The organism is Vibrio sp. R11-SG3-ISO3-SZ, from assembly GCF_059834345.1.
The window spans coordinates 1-16288 of sequence record NZ_JCBDGX010000155.1 but is presented as its reverse complement, the minus strand read 5'-3'; the positions used below and the strand labels follow the sequence as shown (position 1 = coordinate 16288).

The 16288-nt window shown below is 49.8% G+C and carries 17 protein-coding genes; 12 read left to right on the top strand and 5 right to left on the bottom strand.

The features are described from left to right. Positions 1–53: 53 nt before the first annotated feature. Positions 54–659 carry a YtjB family periplasmic protein gene (locus AC6R1O_RS17375; RefSeq protein WP_500626999.1) on the bottom strand — a complete coding sequence of 202 codons (606 nt, stop codon included), beginning with the start codon at positions 657–659 and terminating at the stop codon, positions 54–56. A 101-nt stretch (positions 660–760) separates the two neighbouring features. Here AC6R1O_RS17375 and serB point away from each other — a divergent pair, with 101 nt between their 5' ends. After that, the gene (gene serB / locus AC6R1O_RS17370) at positions 761–1762 is read left to right on the top strand and encodes a phosphoserine phosphatase (RefSeq protein ID WP_500633733.1); all 1002 of its coding nucleotides are present in this window, start codon (positions 761–763) and stop codon (positions 1760–1762) included. Positions 1763–1869: 107 nt separating this feature from the next. Here serB and AC6R1O_RS17365 read toward each other — a convergent pair whose 3' ends face one another. Continuing rightward, the gene (locus AC6R1O_RS17365) at positions 1870–2310 is read right to left on the bottom strand and encodes a CBS domain-containing protein (RefSeq protein WP_334551382.1); all 441 of its coding nucleotides are present in this window, start codon (positions 2308–2310) and stop codon (positions 1870–1872) included. A gap of 337 nt (positions 2311–2647) precedes the next feature. Here AC6R1O_RS17365 and queA point away from each other — a divergent pair, with 337 nt between their 5' ends. The 10 genes from queA to AC6R1O_RS17315 all read left to right on the top strand — a co-directional run bounded on the left by queA (position 2648) and on the right by AC6R1O_RS17315 (position 12638). After that, positions 2648–3712 (top strand): tRNA preQ1(34) S-adenosylmethionine ribosyltransferase-isomerase QueA, encoded by a 1065-nt coding sequence (gene queA, locus AC6R1O_RS17360; RefSeq protein ID WP_500631524.1) that lies wholly within the window; start codon positions 2648–2650, stop codon positions 3710–3712. Between the two features lie 55 nt (positions 3713–3767). Next, positions 3768–4901: a tRNA guanosine(34) transglycosylase Tgt gene (tgt, locus tag AC6R1O_RS17355; RefSeq protein ID WP_334551378.1), complete on the top strand. Its 1134-nt coding sequence runs from the start codon at positions 3768–3770 to the stop codon at positions 4899–4901. Positions 4902–5064: 163 nt separating this feature from the next. Continuing rightward, on the top strand, positions 5065–5394 hold the full coding sequence (gene yajC / locus AC6R1O_RS17350; protein ID WP_334568317.1) for a preprotein translocase subunit YajC: 330 nt from the start codon (positions 5065–5067) through the stop codon (positions 5392–5394). Positions 5395–5414: 20 nt separating this feature from the next. Then, a complete protein-coding gene (gene secD / locus AC6R1O_RS17345; RefSeq protein ID WP_334551376.1) occupies positions 5415–7271 on the top strand; it encodes a protein translocase subunit SecD in 1857 nt (618 codons plus the stop codon). Between the two features lie 14 nt (positions 7272–7285). Continuing rightward, positions 7286–8233 (top strand): protein translocase subunit SecF, encoded by a 948-nt coding sequence (secF, locus tag AC6R1O_RS17340; protein WP_334551374.1) that lies wholly within the window; start codon positions 7286–7288, stop codon positions 8231–8233. 100 nt (positions 8234–8333) lie between these two features. Further along, positions 8334–8828 (top strand): hypothetical protein, encoded by a 495-nt coding sequence (locus tag AC6R1O_RS17335; RefSeq protein ID WP_500633734.1) that lies wholly within the window; start codon positions 8334–8336, stop codon positions 8826–8828. A gap of 87 nt (positions 8829–8915) precedes the next feature. Beyond that, positions 8916–9248 (top strand): DUF1904 domain-containing protein, encoded by a 333-nt coding sequence (locus tag AC6R1O_RS17330; protein WP_334551370.1) that lies wholly within the window; start codon positions 8916–8918, stop codon positions 9246–9248. A 40-nt stretch (positions 9249–9288) separates the two neighbouring features. After that, positions 9289–10152 (top strand): penicillin-insensitive murein endopeptidase, encoded by an 864-nt coding sequence (mepA, locus tag AC6R1O_RS17325; protein ID WP_500633735.1) that lies wholly within the window; start codon positions 9289–9291, stop codon positions 10150–10152. Between the two features lie 156 nt (positions 10153–10308). After that, positions 10309–11646, top strand: coding sequence for a cytochrome ubiquinol oxidase subunit I (locus tag AC6R1O_RS17320; RefSeq protein WP_500631521.1), 1338 nt, complete (start codon positions 10309–10311; stop codon positions 11644–11646). Beyond that, on the top strand, positions 11646–12638 hold the full coding sequence (locus tag AC6R1O_RS17315) for a cytochrome d ubiquinol oxidase subunit II (RefSeq protein WP_500633736.1): 993 nt from the start codon (positions 11646–11648) through the stop codon (positions 12636–12638). The genes AC6R1O_RS17320 and AC6R1O_RS17315 overlap by 1 nt, the downstream gene beginning before the upstream one ends. Before the next feature lie 50 nt (positions 12639–12688). On the opposite strand, the gene AC6R1O_RS17310 is transcribed toward AC6R1O_RS17315, so the two are convergent. The 3 genes from AC6R1O_RS17310 to rdgC form a co-directional block, all read right to left on the bottom strand. Beyond that, positions 12689–12943, bottom strand: a complete 255-nt coding sequence (locus tag AC6R1O_RS17310; RefSeq protein WP_334551367.1) for a YfhL family 4Fe-4S dicluster ferredoxin — start codon at positions 12941–12943, stop codon at positions 12689–12691. 2 nt (positions 12944–12945) lie between these two features. After that, the gene (gene trhP / locus AC6R1O_RS17305) at positions 12946–14346 is read right to left on the bottom strand and encodes a prephenate-dependent tRNA uridine(34) hydroxylase TrhP (RefSeq protein ID WP_334551365.1); all 1401 of its coding nucleotides are present in this window, start codon (positions 14344–14346) and stop codon (positions 12946–12948) included. Positions 14347–14508: 162 nt separating this feature from the next. Next, entirely contained in the window at positions 14509–15423 is a 915-nt protein-coding gene (rdgC, locus tag AC6R1O_RS17300; RefSeq protein ID WP_500657493.1) for a recombination-associated protein RdgC, read from the bottom strand. Between the two features lie 232 nt (positions 15424–15655). Here rdgC and phoB point away from each other — a divergent pair. Then, on the top strand, positions 15656–16288 hold a 633-nt coding region (gene phoB / locus AC6R1O_RS17295; protein WP_500657492.1), incomplete at its 3' end, for a phosphate regulon transcriptional regulator PhoB.

The following is a 16288-nucleotide window of genomic DNA, read 5'->3' as shown; positions in this document are numbered from 1 at the left end:
CGGGGCTCTTTTTTTGAATGCTTACTTGTGGCTTAGCGTGTGGGTGAGGAGGGTTAACTCATCTCTTTGAGCAGTAAATTCTCTTGTTTCACTTTTGGCTTTCTGCGGATGATGAGCGCAAGCAGGAGGCCGGCAATAAAGCTCATCGCCACCATGGTGACCATGTAGCGGTCACTTTTTCGGTAGTAGTGATCGGAAAACGCGGTTAAGCGCCCTGTTTCGAACGTGATGCGCACAAAGCCAATCACCACACCGTCGTTGTAGATAGGCTCGACCAGTTGCTGTTTGCCAATGCTGGCGGTTTGCAGTGGGGTGTCCAGCCCCAATGTTTCCCGCACCGATTTGGCTTGATCGCTGGCCGCAAGACGAATGCCTTCGGCATCATAAATGGTCGCATCATACACCAAACGGTCGTTGGCCAATTGGTTAGCCAGTGCCAACAGCCGCTCTTGGTCGTCGTTTAAAATCATATCGCTGGAAGAGAGTGAGGCTTGCGAGATCAAGATCTTGGTCAATGTCTCAAGCTGGTTGGCTTGGATTTCCTCATTACCCTGAGTAATTTTGACACTGTTGACACCAATCGTCACCACCATTGCAATCAAGGCTAAGATCGCGACGGCGCGAATGGCCATCCGAAATGAGAAGAGTGAGGTGTCCATGAAAGCCCCGCGAGTTTAATTCCACCAATCGGCATATTGATACTTGCACAGATAAATTGCAATAGGTTAACGTGTGGAGAGAAATTCTAGGGAAGTGATACATGGACACGTTCAACACCGATATACACGCTGCTCTCTCGGTCAGCAAACCGCTTTCAATTCGTAAGCACATCCCACTGTGCAATCGTATACCAGAAACCCGACACACCAGCCGCTTTGATATCAATAAAGCCAATTGGATTGTTTTCGGTCACTACTTAAGCGCCAATCTCTTTGAAGATATCGATTTTTACACCGGGCAGTACAATGCGATTGTCGAAGTGTGGAAAGTCGGTCAATACGAAGTAGCTTTAATGGCCGGCGAGCTCACCACTGAGCATGAAGAAATTCTCCAAGCGATTGAGCTGGATTACGCTCGCCTGAACGACATTCCAGAGCTGAGCAAACCCGGATTGGTGGTGATGGACATGGACTCCACCGCGATTCAAATTGAATGCATTGATGAAATCGCCAAACTAGCCGGAGTGGGCGAAGAGGTCGCCGAGGTGACCGAGCGCGCGATGCAAGGAGAACTGGATTTTGAACAGAGCCTTCGTCAGCGTGTCGGCAAGTTAAAAGGGGCCGACGAGTCCATTTTAGGCTCGGTACGCGCTGAGTTGCCACTGATGCCTGATTTACCCGAGCTGGTGGCGACCTTCAAAGCGTTTGGTTGGAAAACCGCTATTGCCTCTGGTGGCTTTACCTACTTCTCGGACTACTTGAAAGAGACGCTAGCGCTTGATCATGCTCAGTCAAACCAATTGGAGATTGTGCAGGGCAAGTTGACCGGCAATGTCCTTGGCGACATCGTCGGCGCACAAACCAAAGCGGACATCGTGGATAGGCTAGCCGAGCAGTATGATATCGAACCACACAACACCATAGCCATTGGTGATGGCGCGAACGATCTTGTGATGATGGAGCGGGCGGGGCTCGGTATTGCTTATCACGCCAAACCTAAAGTGGAGCAGCAAGCCCAGTGCGCGGTGCGTTATGTTGGCCTTGGTGGTGTGATCTGTATTCTTTCGGCGCTACTGGTGAAGCAAAAGCGCGTCAGTTTTTGACGGCTTGCCTCGGGCGCTCTTCAAGCCTAAGCCCGACCTTTAAAAAAGAGTGAGCCGCCAGTGCGTCTCACTCTTTTGTTTATCATCCCTATTTCATCGATATGGACTTATTCCATCTCCTCCGGCTCAGACTCTTCTTGCAGCTCAAGCAAATTGATGGCGATAGAAACAAAGTCACTGTCGGTAATGATGCCGACCAAGTGGCCTTTGTGCACCACGGGCAAGCAGCCCACTTTGTGTTTTTGCATGTAGACGGCGCTCTCTTTGAGCCCTGCTTGTGGATCAACCGTCATCACGCTGGTTTTCATCACTTCGTATAGCGGCGTTTGTAGCGTATAAGATTGGCTCTCTGGTAGGGCTTGTAAGCTTGATTCTTGGGCGGCTAACACATCGCGATGTGACACCACACCAAGCAGTTTTTTATTCGCATCGACAATGGGAATGTGGCGGATGTCCAGTGCGGTCATCATGTTCTTTGCGTCGCCAAGATTGTGAGAGCGGAGAAGCGTGTGTGGATTACGCGTCATCATGTCTTCGACCTTGATCATGGCTGCCTCCTGAGTTGTTATTTTTTACTCATTAAATATAGTCACTTTCCGGCGTTGAATGTGAGAGCCCGACCTATTTTTATGCTCTTTGACGCAGCGAATTGATGCGGCGTGACAAGGTGCAAAACTTGCGCTTTTGCTTAACCTTATTCCGGCACGGATCGGAATAAATCCACTCTCTTTTCTTGCTATTGACCGTGCGGCGCATATACTAGTCGGCTGCGAAAAACTTGTCGTCTGTTTGTGACAGAATCAGAGCGAGCAAGCATTTGAATCTAACCCTGAATTGGGGCGCCTTCTTTGCGGCCTCATTCATGCACTGCGATAGACTAGTAATATGCAAGTATCCGATTTTCATTTTGACCTGCCTGATGAGCTGATTGCTCGCTACCCACAACCAGAGCGTACGGCGAGCCGTTTACTGCAATTGGATGGCAACAGCGGTGAATTGGTTGATGGCACATTTACCGATGTTCTCGACAAGATTCAGCCTGGCGACTTAGTGGTGTTTAACAATACTCGAGTGATTCCCGCGCGCCTCTTTGGGCGTAAAGCATCGGGCGGCAAACTTGAGGTGTTGGTTGAGCGAGTGCTCGACGAAACGCGCATTCTCGCCCATGTGCGCTGCTCAAAATCACCCAAGCCGGGCTCGACCATTTTTGTCGGCGACAATGATGAATTTTCTGCCCTGATGGTCGCGCGTCATGACGCCTTGTTCGAACTCGATTTTCAATCCGATCTCAATGTGCTCTCCATCTTAGAGCAGATAGGGCATATGCCGCTGCCACCTTACATTGATCGCCCAGACGAAGACTCAGACAAAGAGCGTTATCAAACGGTTTACAACCAAAAACCTGGCGCAGTTGCGGCGCCGACAGCAGGCTTGCACTTTGACCAGCCTCTACTGGATAAAATCGCTCAGAAAGGGGCAGAATTTGCTTACGTGACGTTGCACGTTGGGGCGGGGACATTCCAGCCAGTGAAGGTTGAGAACATCAATGACCACCACATGCACGCTGAATACGTCGAAGTACCACAAGAGGTGGTCGAGGCGATTGAAGCGACTCGGGCACGCGGCGGTCGAGTGATTGCGGTCGGTACCACGTCGGTACGCTCTTTAGAAAGTGCCGCGCAAGATGCGTTGAAAAAAGGCACGCCACTGGCGCCATTTTTCGGTGATACGGAAATCTTCATCTACCCTGGCTATGAGTACCAATTGGTGGATGCGCTTATCACCAATTTCCATCTCCCAGAGTCGACGCTCATCATGCTGGTGAGTGCATTTGCGGGCTACGACAATACGATGAACGCTTACCGCCACGCGGTGGAGAAGCAATATCGCTTTTTCTCTTACGGCGATGCCATGTTCATCTCCAAAAAGACTCAGAGCGCTAACGCGTAATTGGCGTTGGTGCGATATTAAACCGTCAGACTGTTTCTCTGACACTGGAGGCTTCGTGAAGTTAACATTTGAACTTAAGAAAAAAGATGGCGTTGCGCGCCGTGGTCAATTGACCTTTGAGCGCGGAACCGTGCAAACGCCAGCGTTTATGCCTGTGGGTACCTATGGTACGGTGAAAGGCATGACCCCTGAAGAAGTAAAAGGGATCGGCGCCGAGATCTTGCTTGGTAACACTTTCCATCTGTGGTTACGCCCGGGGCAAGAAGTGATGAAGCTGCATGGTGACCTGCATGACTTTATGAACTGGCAAGGGCCGATTTTGACTGACTCTGGTGGCTTCCAGGTCTTCAGTCTTGGCGATATTCGAAAGATCACCGAAGAGGGGGTTCACTTTCGTAACCCGGTGAACGGTGACAAAATTTTCATGGACGCTGAAAAGTCGATGGAAATTCAATACGATCTGGGCTCGGATATTGTGATGATCTTTGACGAGTGTACGCCATACCCAGCGACACACGATGAAGCGAAGAAGTCGATGGAAATGTCACTGCGTTGGGCGCAGCGTTCACGCGATCATTTTGATAAGCTCGAAAACCCGAACAGTCTATTTGGTATTGTTCAGGGCGGCGTGTACGAAGACTTGCGTGATGTGTCAGTGAAAGGTCTGACAGACATAGGCTTTGATGGTTACGCTGTGGGTGGTTTGGCCGTGGGTGAGCCAAAAGAAGACATGCACCGCATTCTTGAGCACACCTGTCCGCAACTGCCTGAAGACAAACCTCGTTACTTAATGGGGGTTGGCAAACCGGAAGATTTGGTAGAAGGTGTTCGCCGTGGCATCGACATGTTTGACTGTGTGATGCCAACGCGCAACGCTCGTAATGGCCACCTGTTTGTCACTGGCGGTGTGATCAAGATCCGTAATGCAAAACACAAAACGGATACGACGCCATTGGATCCACACTGTGACTGTTACACTTGCCAAAACTACTCGAAGTCCTATTTGCATCACCTAGAGCGCTGCAATGAGATTTTGGGCGCGCGTTTGAACACGATTCACAATTTGCGCTACTACCAACGCTTGATGGCAAGCATCCGAAAGGCGATTGATGAAGACCGCTTTGACGCGTTTGTGGAAGAGTTCTATGCACGTCGTGACCGCGAAGTGCCGCCACTGACGAAAGCATAACGATTGAAAGCCTTTGACCTATGGTCAGAGGCTTTTGCTAATAAAATAGGCAAACAGCGTGCATTTTTGAGAGGGTGATCTCTATTGTTTAATCTGACCCTTGAAAGTGTTTGGCTAAAGCCCAATTTGGATATCAATAAAATATAAATAGAGGATTATTTTAATGTTTATTTCTCAAGCTCACGCAGCCGCTGAAGGCGCACCAGCAGGTGGCGGTTTCGAAATGTTGATCATGCTAGGTATGTTCGCGGTTATCTTTTACTTCATGATCTACCGCCCACAGTCTAAGCGTGTGAAAGAGCACAAGAACCTAATGGCTTCTATGGGCAAAGGTGACGAAGTGCTGACGAGCGGTGGTCTAGTGGGTAAGATCACTAAGATTGCAGAAGACAACGATTACATCTCAATCGAACTTAACGCGAACAACGAAGTTGTGATCAAGAAAGACTTCGTGACTGCAGTGCTACCAAAAGGTACGCTGAAATCTCTATAAACAGCTAGAGGATCCTCGCTGTGCTTAACCGCTATCCGTTATGGAAGTATTTGATGGTGGTGCTAACCATCGCTATCGCTGCGTTGTACGCACTTCCGAATTTATACGGTGAAGATCCGGCAATTCAAGTGACAGGGGCGCGCGGCGCCTCTGTTGATCTGTCAACGCTGGACTCTGTCACTCAAGCTCTTGAAAAAGAGGGCTTATCTCATAAATCCATTGCTCTAGAAAATGGATCCATCCTTGTACGCTTTACGAGTACCGATACGCAAATCAGTGCGCGCGACGTCATCAGCGAAGCGCTCGGTAACGATACTATTGTCGCACTTAACCTTGCACCATCCACACCGGACTGGCTAGAAGCGATTGGCGCTGCGCCAATGAAGTTAGGTCTAGACTTGCGTGGTGGTGTTCACTTCCTGATGGAAGTGGATATGGACGCGGCGATGGAAAAACTCGTCGGCCAGCAAGAAGAAGCGTTTCGTAGTGAGCTTCGCGAAGAGAAAATTCGTTACCGCGCCATTCGCCCACTGGGCAAAGATGCGGTCGAAGTGCTGCTTCGTGATGGCGAGCAGCTAGCGCAAGCAAAACGTGTTCTCGAAGGTCTACACCCTGACATGTTGTTTGTGGAGTCAGGCAGCGAGAGCCGCTTTGCACTCAAAGCAACCTTTACCGAGCAACGCCTCACCGAAATTCGCAACTACGCGGTAGAGCAGAACATTACGATTTTGCGTAACCGTGTGAACGAACTAGGTGTTGCGGAGCCATTGGTTCAGCGTCAAGGTGCAAGCCGCATTGTGGTCGAGCTTCCCGGCGTACAAGACACCGCTCGCGCGAAAGAAATTCTCGGTGCGACGGCGACGCTTGAGTTCCGTGAAGTGGATGCGAGCGCTGACCTTGCTGCTGCTGCCAGTGGCCGCGCGCCAGCGGGCAGTGAAATCAAGCAAGATCGTGATGGTCGCCCTGTCGTGCTGAAAAAGCGTGTCATTCTTGGTGGTTCAAGCATCACGGATGCGAGCTCCAGCGTGGATGAGTACGGTCGCCCACAGGTGAACATCTCACTCGACAGTGAAGGTGGCAACAAGATGTCGGCGTTCTCGCGTCAAAATATCGGTAAGCTGATGGCAACGGTATTTGCAGAGTACAAAGACAGCGGTAAACGCACTCCTGAAGGCAAAGTGATTCTGTCTAAGCATGAAGAAGTGATCAACCAGGCGACCATTCAATCGGCACTTGGACGTAACTTCCGCATCACAGGTATCGATTCTGCCGCCGAAGCGCACAACCTTGCGTTGCTACTACGTGCGGGGGCTCTGATTGCGCCAATCTCGATTGTTGAAGAGCGTACCATTGGTCCATCAATGGGACAGCAGAACATCGATATGGGTGTCCAAGCGTGTATTTGGGGTATGGTCGCAGTCATGTTGTTTACCTTGCTCTACTACCGCAAGTTTGGCTTGATTGCCAACATGGCGCTGATGGCGAACTTGGTGCTTATTATCGGGGTAATGTCGATGATTCCAGGGGCAACCATGACGCTGCCAGGGATTGCCGGTATTGTCTTGACGGTCGGTATGGCGGTGGATGCCAACGTGCTGATTTTTGAGCGTATCCGAGAAGAGCTGCGTGATGGACGCAATCCACAACAAGCGATTCACCAAGGTTACGCCAACGCGTTCAGTACTATTGCGGATGCAAACATCACGACGTTGATCACCGCGATTATCTTGTTTGCCGTTGGTACTGGTGCCATCAAAGGTTTTGCGGTCACGCTGTCTATCGGTATTTTGACCTCCATGTTTACTGCTATCGTCGGTACCCGTTGTGTGGTTAACCTACTGTACGGCGGTAAGCGCATTAATAAACTGTCGATCTAGGGCTAGGAATACGTATGTTTCAGATTCTAAAAGCAGAGAAAACGATCGACTTTATGCGTTGGTCAAAGGCAGCATTCGCGCTGTCTATTGTGATGATCGCTGCGGCGCTCTTCACGCTATCAACTAAATGGTTGAATTGGGGCTTAGACTTCACTGGCGGTACGCTGATTGAAGTGGGCTTTGAGCAACCGGCAAACCTTGAAGAGATTCGTGGTGCGCTTGATGCCAAAGGCTTCGGTGACGCTACGGTGCAAAACTTTGGTAGTGCCCGTGATGTCATGGTGCGTTTGCGTCCTCGTGATGACGCTTCAGGCGAAACCTTAGGCAACCAAATCATCAGTGCCATTAAAGAGGGCACGGGTGAAAACGTAGAGATGCGCCGTATCGAGTTTGTCGGCCCGAACGTGGGTGATGAGCTGACAGAAGCGGGCGGTCTGGCGATCTTGGTGTCGCTGATCTGTATCTTGATTTACGTCTCGGTGCGCTTTGAGTGGCGTTTGGCGGCGGGCGCGGTACTTGCCTTGGCTCACGACGTTATCATCACCTTGGGCATCTTCTCTTTGATGCAAATTGAAGTGGATCTTACCATTGTCGCGGCCTTGCTGACGGTAGTGGGTTACTCGCTCAACGATACGATTGTTGTCTTTGACCGTATCCGTGAAAACTTCCGCAAGATGCGTAAAGGCGAATCGGCTGAGGTCATGAACAACTCCATTACCCAAACGCTGAGCCGTACCTTGATCACTTCGGGCACGACCTTGTTTGTGGTTATCGCCTTGTTTACCCAAGGTGGTGCGATGATTCACGGTTTTGCCACTGCGCTATTGCTTGGTATCACAGTGGGTACTTACTCTTCTATCTATGTTGCCTCAGCGCTGGCATTGAAGCTGGGTATCACCCGAGAGCACCTGATGCCACCTCAAGTTGAAAAAGAGGGCGCTGAGTTTGATGAGATGCCTTAATGGCTCTCTTACATTCTCCGTGCTCGCTACCTCTATTTGAGCTACTCCAAAGCCGCTGATGTCAGCGGCTTTTTTGTTCCTACTCACCGAAGGAAGAGTGATGAGAATTCGATTGTTGCTAGTGATGCTGGTGAGTCCACTGGCCTGCGCCAATACGCTGTTGATACCGATATTGAATGGCGATGCAATACGCCAAGAGATCCAGGAAACTTGGCTGGCGTGTGAGCGCGATACTTGGTGTGAGATGGCGCTGGACTATCATAAAGAGCACTATATTGCTGAAGCCACCTTAGACGGTGCAACGCTTTCAATCAAATTACTGTCATCGTTTTCACCCCATCAATGGAGTCAGCTGCAGTTACATCTTCGCCAAGATGGTTTTGTGCTCAACCGCGTCACCATCGATGATCAGAGTTTAGATATCGAGACAGAACTCGCGCTTGCGTCAAACCAAGAGGTCGAAACCAAAATAGTGCGGCTTCTGGGGCAAGCCTCGCCTCGGTCTACCCAGCGCCTAGTCTATCAACATCGAGATTGGCGAGCGATGATCGTCAGTCAGGATGGGGTTCTTCGCGTGACGTTCGAGCCACGATAATGTTAGAGGTCGTCGCATGCAGGAATGCGATGGGCATTGCTCAATATCTTGTTATCATGGAGCAAACTCAACAATAGGATCTTATCTATGCCTCATCTACGTTTTCGAGCGGTGGAGCCGCAAACGGTTCAAACCTTATCCTCAACACTGCTTGATGAGCTCCAACCACACATGGATTGCCCCAAAGAGGATTTCACCTTTGAATACATCTATACCACGTTTTTTTATGATGGAGAGGTCAGCCAAGCGTATCCGTTTGTCGAAGTGTTGTGGTTTGATCGCGGCCAAGAGACCCAAGATGCGGTCGCGAGCATCATTACTCGTCAGGTTCGCGGCGTGCTTGGCGAAGAGGTCGATGTGGCGGTAATTTTCACGGCGCTTGAAGCCAGCGGCTATTATGATAATGGTGACCATTATTAAACGCTGAGCGGCAACGGTAAATGGAGGGAAGGGATGAGTCATGAAAGCAGGGACGATTTGGCGACTTAGCGCCTTTCTACCTATCGCCTTGATGATGAGCTTTGGCTCATCGGTCAGTGCCACGCCTTGGGAGGCCATTTCATCTCCGTCTCAATCTCAGCCGCAGGCGATAGGAAGCTACGCCAATGGCTGCTTAGCGGGGGCTAAGGCGCTACCGCTTGAAGGGGAAGGGTATCAAGTGCTGCGCAGCCAGCGCGCTCGATACTACGCTCACCCCAGTGCGATTCGCTACATCGAACATTTGGCTGAGCAAGCGCATCGAACGTTGAACACCTCACTCTTGATTGGCGATCTTTCTCTGCCACAAGGCGGTCGTTTTTCGTCGGGCCATTCAAGTCATCAAACAGGGCTCGATATCGACATTTGGCTTAGGTTGGTAGATGCGCCATTGAGTTCTCGTCAGTTGGCCAAACCTGAGCCTCTGAGCGTGGTCAACCTTGAGCAGTACCGCTTAGTGAAAGCGAGCTGGGATCGTCGTCATTTTGACTTGATCAAGCTTGCAGCCAGTGATGACGACGTCGCTCGAATTTTTGTTCACCCCGTTATCAAAGACACCTTGTGCCGCAGCGAAGAGAGCCAAGACAGAACATGGCTTCGCAAAGTTAGGCCTTGGTGGGGGCATCATTACCACATGCATGTTCGGCTTCGCTGCCCTAAGGGCAGTGATGCCTGTCAACCTCAAGCCGCGCCTCCTGCGGGGGATGGTTGCGGCGCAGAGCTTGCCAGTTGGAAACCACAGCCCAAACCTGCCATCAAAACGCTAACACCGAGCACGACAAACAAAAAGAAAACGCCGAAAGTACCACCCGGCCAATGTTTGGCATTACTAGCAGAACAGTCTTGAACCCTGTCATTCGTTTTCATGTTTTCTTCTAAATAAGATAAAAAGTGCGCTACTCGGGCGATATTCATGAGTATCCGATCCAATACCCTCCGATATCCGTAAGAAATTTTCAGAAATTTCGATTTAATTTGGGTTATTAGCTGTTGAGGTAGTGAGATGTTAGATACCCTCATGTTGTCGCGAATCCAGTTTGCGGCCAATATTAGTTTTCATATTTTATTCCCAACCATCACCATCGCTCTGGCATGGATGTTGGTGTTTTTCAAATGGCGCTACAACCGAACGCAAGCGCCAGTTTGGCTCGATGTTTATTACTTTTGGGTCAAGGTGTTTGCACTCACATTCGCACTCGGTGTTGTCTCAGGCATTACGATGAGTTTTCAGTTTGGCACTAATTGGCCGGGCTTTATGGAGCGTGTGGGTAATGTTGCAGGTCCTCTGCTGGGCTACGAAGTAATGACGGCCTTTTTTATGGAGGCGACCTTTCTTGGCGTGATGCTGTTTGGTCGAGGCCGTGTGCCCGACTGGTTCCATACTTTGGCCACCGTCTTGGTGGCGGTCGGCACGACCATGTCGGCGTTTTGGATTCTGGTACTGAATAGTTGGATGCATACGCCAGCTGGGTATGAAGTCATCGATGGTGTGGTGCATGTCACCAGTTGGAAGGACGTCATCTTCAACCCCTCTTTGCCTTATCGGTTTGCGCATACCCTATTGGCGTCTGGTTTGACCGCAAGCTTTTTGATCGCAGGCATCAGTGCCTATCAGCTTATTAAGCAACCTAGCCATCGTGCAGCCAAGCTTGGATTGAGAGTTTCACTGTTAGCGGCGGCGTTGTTCATTCCTGTTCAGATTTTTGTCGGTGACTTGCACGGCTTGAACACCTTAGAGCATCAACCGGCGAAGATTGCGGCGATGGAAGGAGTATGGGAAACAGAGCAAGGCGCTCCGCTGCTTCTGTTTGCTTGGCCAAATGAAGAGCTGCGTCAGAACGAATTCGCGCTAGGGATCCCACATTTGGCGAGTTTGATTCTCACTCATTCGCTTGATGGGGAAATTGTCGGCCTCAATGACTTTGCACCCAATCACCCACCAGTAAAGCCGCTGTTTTTTGGCTTTCGGGTCATGGTTGGGGTCGGACTATTGATGCTAGCAGTAAGTTGGTTTGGTGGTTATCGCTTGCTCAGAGCTCGAGACCTGCCGAGGCCCTACCTCTATGTCGTGGTCGCCATGACGTTTTCTGGGTGGATAGCGACGCTCGCAGGTTGGTATGTCACAGAGATAGGACGTCAACCTTGGCTTGTCACTGGTGTACTGAGAACGGCAGAAGCCGTCACACCATTGGCACCATCGAATGTGATGATCTCCTTGTCGATGTATCTTGTCGTTTATGCTGCTCTTCTTCTGGCGTACATCCACACCTTGTTTTATCTCGCTCGTAAGGACGTTGATGCTCACAAAGTTACGGCAACAGTACAACAAGGGGTATGCTAATGTTGAACTATTTACCAGAAGTTTATCTGTTGATCCTTGGCTTCACCGTATTTATGTATGCAGTGTTGGATGGCTATGATCTCGGCGTAGGTATGCTCCTTCCTAGCAACGATGAAGATCAGCGAGACAGAATGATTGCGTCGATTGGACCGTTCTGGGATGCCAATGAGACTTGGCTTGTATTGGCGGTTGGGATACTGTTGATAGCCTTCCCTAGTGCGCACAGTCTGATTTTTACCGAGCTCTATTTACCGACCGCCTTCATGCTGATTGCATTGATCATGCGAGGTGTCGCGTTTGATTTTCGAGCCAAGGCCAAAGCGGACTATAAGCAGCGGTGGGATAATTGTTTTAAATTGGGATCATTGCTCGCGGCACTGACCCAAGGATACATGGTGGGAAGGTACATCATGGGGTTCGAAGCATCGGCACAAGCTTACGGGTTTGCGTTTCTCAGTAGTCTTTGTGTCGCGTGCGCCTATGTATACATTGGCGGTGCTTGGCTGGTTCTCAAAACGGAAGGAAGATTGCAAGCCAGAGCTGCGCGTTGGTCACGCAGAGCGGGCTGGATTGCTGCGTTAGGGATAATCTCGGTCAGCATTGTTAACCCGCTAGTCAACCAACAGGTAGCGCAACGTTGGTTCAGCTTTCCGGAAATTCTGCTGCTTGCCCCGGTGCCTTTGGTGGTTTTGACGACAATCTACTTAGTTGACCGCTACTTACGTCGAGTTCCGACCAGTGATGATTGGGGCGCGCGTTGGCCTTTTATTGGTGCTGTGGTGATTTATGCGCTGAGCTTTTTGGGGCTAGCGTACAGTTTCTTTCCTCAAGTGGTACCTGGAATTATGGAGGCTCGCCAAGCGGCCTCTTCAGATGCGACGTTGATCATCGTCGGCTATGGTGTGGTTGTGGTGATGCCGATGATATTGCTCTACACCTTTGCGGTGTATCGAATATTTAAAGGCAAAGCCACAGAGCTCAGTTATAAATAACGCTGACTAACATAAAAAAACGCCGCTTCGATGAGCGGCGTTTTTTGGTATTAGGCTAACCCTTGAATGATGACGAACTTTTCGAGCAGTTCCTCTTCGGTCTCAATATGGTTTGGGTCCGTGATAATGCATTTGGTGATCGGACACACAGACTGACAGGTGGGTTTGTCGTAGTGCCCTTTACACTCTGTACAGAGATCAGGGTCGATCTCGAATATGCTGTCACCCATAGAGATAGCGCCGTTGGGGCACTCAGGGTCACACATATCGCAGTTAATGCACTTATCCGTGATCAGCAACGCCATGGTTATTTACCTGTTGGGTTACGGGTATCCTGACCAGCATTAAGGTTACGCATCAATAGACCAAATTCCAGATCCAAATCCTGTGGGACTGGAATGAAGACAAAGTGGCCATTGCCTTTTGCGTCATCGATAGACTCAGACTTGCGGTTTTCCATCGCTTCAAGCGTGAAGACTACATTACCTTTAGGTGTCATAAGCTCAAGGCTATCACCCACAACGAATTTGTTCTTCACTTCCACTTCTGCCATGTCACCGCGACGTTTACCGGTAAACTCACCGACAAACTGCTGAGAATCGGAAACAGAGTAGCCGTAGTCGTAGTTTTGGTAAGCATCGTGAGTGTGACGGCGAAGGAAGCCTTCGGTGTAACCACGGTGAGCTAGGCTTTCAAGCGTGCCCATTAGGCTCTCATCAAACGGACGACCAGCAACCGCATCATCGATCGCTTTACGGTAGACTTGCGCGGTGCGCGCACAGTAGTAGAAAGACTTAGTACGGCCTTCGATTTTTAGCGAGTGAACACCCATCTTCGTTAGACGCTCAACGTGCTGAACCGCACGGAGATCTTTCGAGTTCATGATGTAAGTGCCGTGCTCATCTTCGTAAGCGGCCATCTTTTCTTCTGGACGGTGAGCTTCAGAGAGCAGCACCACTTCGTCGGTTGGTTTGCCACGACCAATCGTGGTTTCAGGGCGCTCGTCTTGAACTTCAACAGGCTGCGCCTGTGATGGATCAAACTTCTCAACGATGTCGCCAGTGTCGTTTTCTTTGCCTTGCTCAACTTTGTATTCCCAACGACATGCGTTAGTACATGTGCCTTGGTTTGGGTCACGTTTGTTGATGTAGCCAGAAAGCAGACAGCGACCAGAATACGCCATGCAAAGTGCACCGTGAACAAAGACTTCGAGCTCTGTTTCAGGGCAGTGTTCACGGATCTCTTCGATCTCTTCTAGAGAAAGCTCACGAGAAACAATCACGCGTTCAACACCGTTGGCAGCCCAGAATTTTACCGTCGCCCAGTTCACCGCGTTCGCTTGTACTGATAAGTGGATTGGCATATCAGGGAAGGCTTCACGTACCATCATAATCAGACCAGGGTCAGACATGATTAAGGCGTCTGGGCCCATTTCGACCACAGGTTTAAGGTCGCGGATAAAGGTTTTTAGCTTTGAGTTGTGCGGCTGGATGTTGCACACCACGTAGAGTTTTTTACCCAGCGCATGCGCTTCATCGATACCGATTTTTAGGTTTTCGTGGTTGAACTCGTTGTTACGAACGCGCAGGCTGTAACGAGGTTGGCCCGCGTAAACGGCATCAGCGCCGTAGGCAAAGGCATAACGCATGTTTTTCAAGCTGCCTGCCGGTGACAGTAGCTCAGGAACAAAAGCTTTCTCAGTGGTCATAGTCATTTCTCTTCAATCTGATCTCAAGTCAGGCCGATTCCACCATATGGAATCAGGGGCGCAAATTTTACGTCAAATACGCTGTGGTGACTAGGAAAACATAAGAGAGGTTAATGAAACGCCTTCTAAGCGAAGGCGTTGAAGAGAGTTAGGGGCAGAAGATTACGCGTTCGGGTGCGGTAGTCCGCCAAGCATGCGGTAGAGATCCGGTAAGAAAGTGCTCATTTCGCCGCACATCAGTGAAAAGTCGGCATCAAAGCGCGCCGCTTGATCTTCACGAGGAATATCTTCGTTCTGATCTCTCAGTTCATCTGAAAACTTGAGGCGTTTGATGCTGCCGTCGTCGGCCAAAATAAACTCCAAGCGCTCCTGCCACCACAAGGCGAGTTTGGTGACTTGCTTATCCGCTTCAATGTGGCTACGAATTTCATCACTGGTAAGCTCTTGCTTCTTACAACGGATAATACCGCCTTCTTCCAGTACCGATTTTAGTTCGGCCTCGTCAAGCATTTGTAGGCCTCCTGGGAGATCGCCGCTCTTTACCCATTCTGTCATTGTAAGTTCGAGCGGTTTTTCCGGGATGGCAGGCACGACGGGTAAGCTTCCCATGGTTTTACGCAGTAGAGCTAAGACATCTTCGGCTTTTTTGTAGCTGCTCGCATCCACCAAAATAAAGCCTTCGCTCGGCAAAATCAGCACATAGGTGTGGTTGCTGCGGCTAAAGGCACGCGGTAGCAAATCCATCACGATGTCGTCTTTTAAGGTCTCTTTTTCTTTCTTTTTCAGTGGTCGACCTTCTTGCGCTTCCATGGCATCCACTTTAGCGTTCAGTGACTCTTTGATCACGGAAGCGGGCAACATTTTCTCTTCTTTCTTGGCGCAGATAAGAATGCGGTTTTCGGAAACGTGCGTCATCATGTCGCCGTGTTTCCCCATGGCGGTGACCCAACCGAATTTTTGTTTGTCTTGGCTGCCACATGGCGTAAAACGAAACTCTTGGAGCTGTTTTTCTAATTGGTCTGCATTGAACTCAATATCGCGGTTAAAGCGATAAACCAGACAGTTTTTAAACCACATATGATCTCTCTAGTGCTACAAGTAAGTCGGCAATAATAAGGAATTTCAACCAGATTGTCCTAGCCGAAATGCAAAATATGAAGATGAATCCAGAATAAAAGTTATATGAAAATTTGTTTTCAAAGGTCACAAAAGTGTCATAATTGCTAGTAATAATGCCTATGCATCAAGAGGCGGCAGGCTGCCCGCCCTAATCATTGAGTAAACTCAACGAACATAAGGTTAAATGATTATGTCTAGAAGGATTCTGGTTGTTGAAGACGAGGCACCAATTCGTGAAATGCTGTGTTTTGTTCTTGAACAAAAAGGTTACCAAGCAGTAGAAGCAGAAGATTACGATACTGCAGTAACCAAATTGGCTGAACCCTTCCCTGATCTAGTGCTGCTAGATTGGATGCTCCCTGGCGGCAGCGGTATTAATTTCATCAAACACATGAAGCGCGAAGAGCTGACACGGAACATTCCGGTGGTGATGCTGACAGCGCGTGGTGAAGAAGAAGACAAGGTTCGTGGCCTTGAAGTGGGTGCGGATGATTACATCACCAAGCCATTTTCACCGAAAGAGCTGGTGGCGAGGCTTAAAGCGGTGATTCGCCGCGTGACGCCCACTGCGCTGGAAGATGTGATTGATGTTCAAGGACTCAAATTGGATCCCGTTTCTCACCGTGTGACAGCGAACGATGAGCCTGTCGATATGGGGCCAACGGAATTCAAAATGTTGCACTTCTTTATGACTCACCAAGAGCGTGTCTACAGCCGCGAACAGTTGCTCAATAACGTCTGGGGAACCAACGTGTACGTGGAAGATCGTACGGTTGACGTTCATATCCGTCGTTTACGCAAAGCACTCGAAGCCGCCGGACAC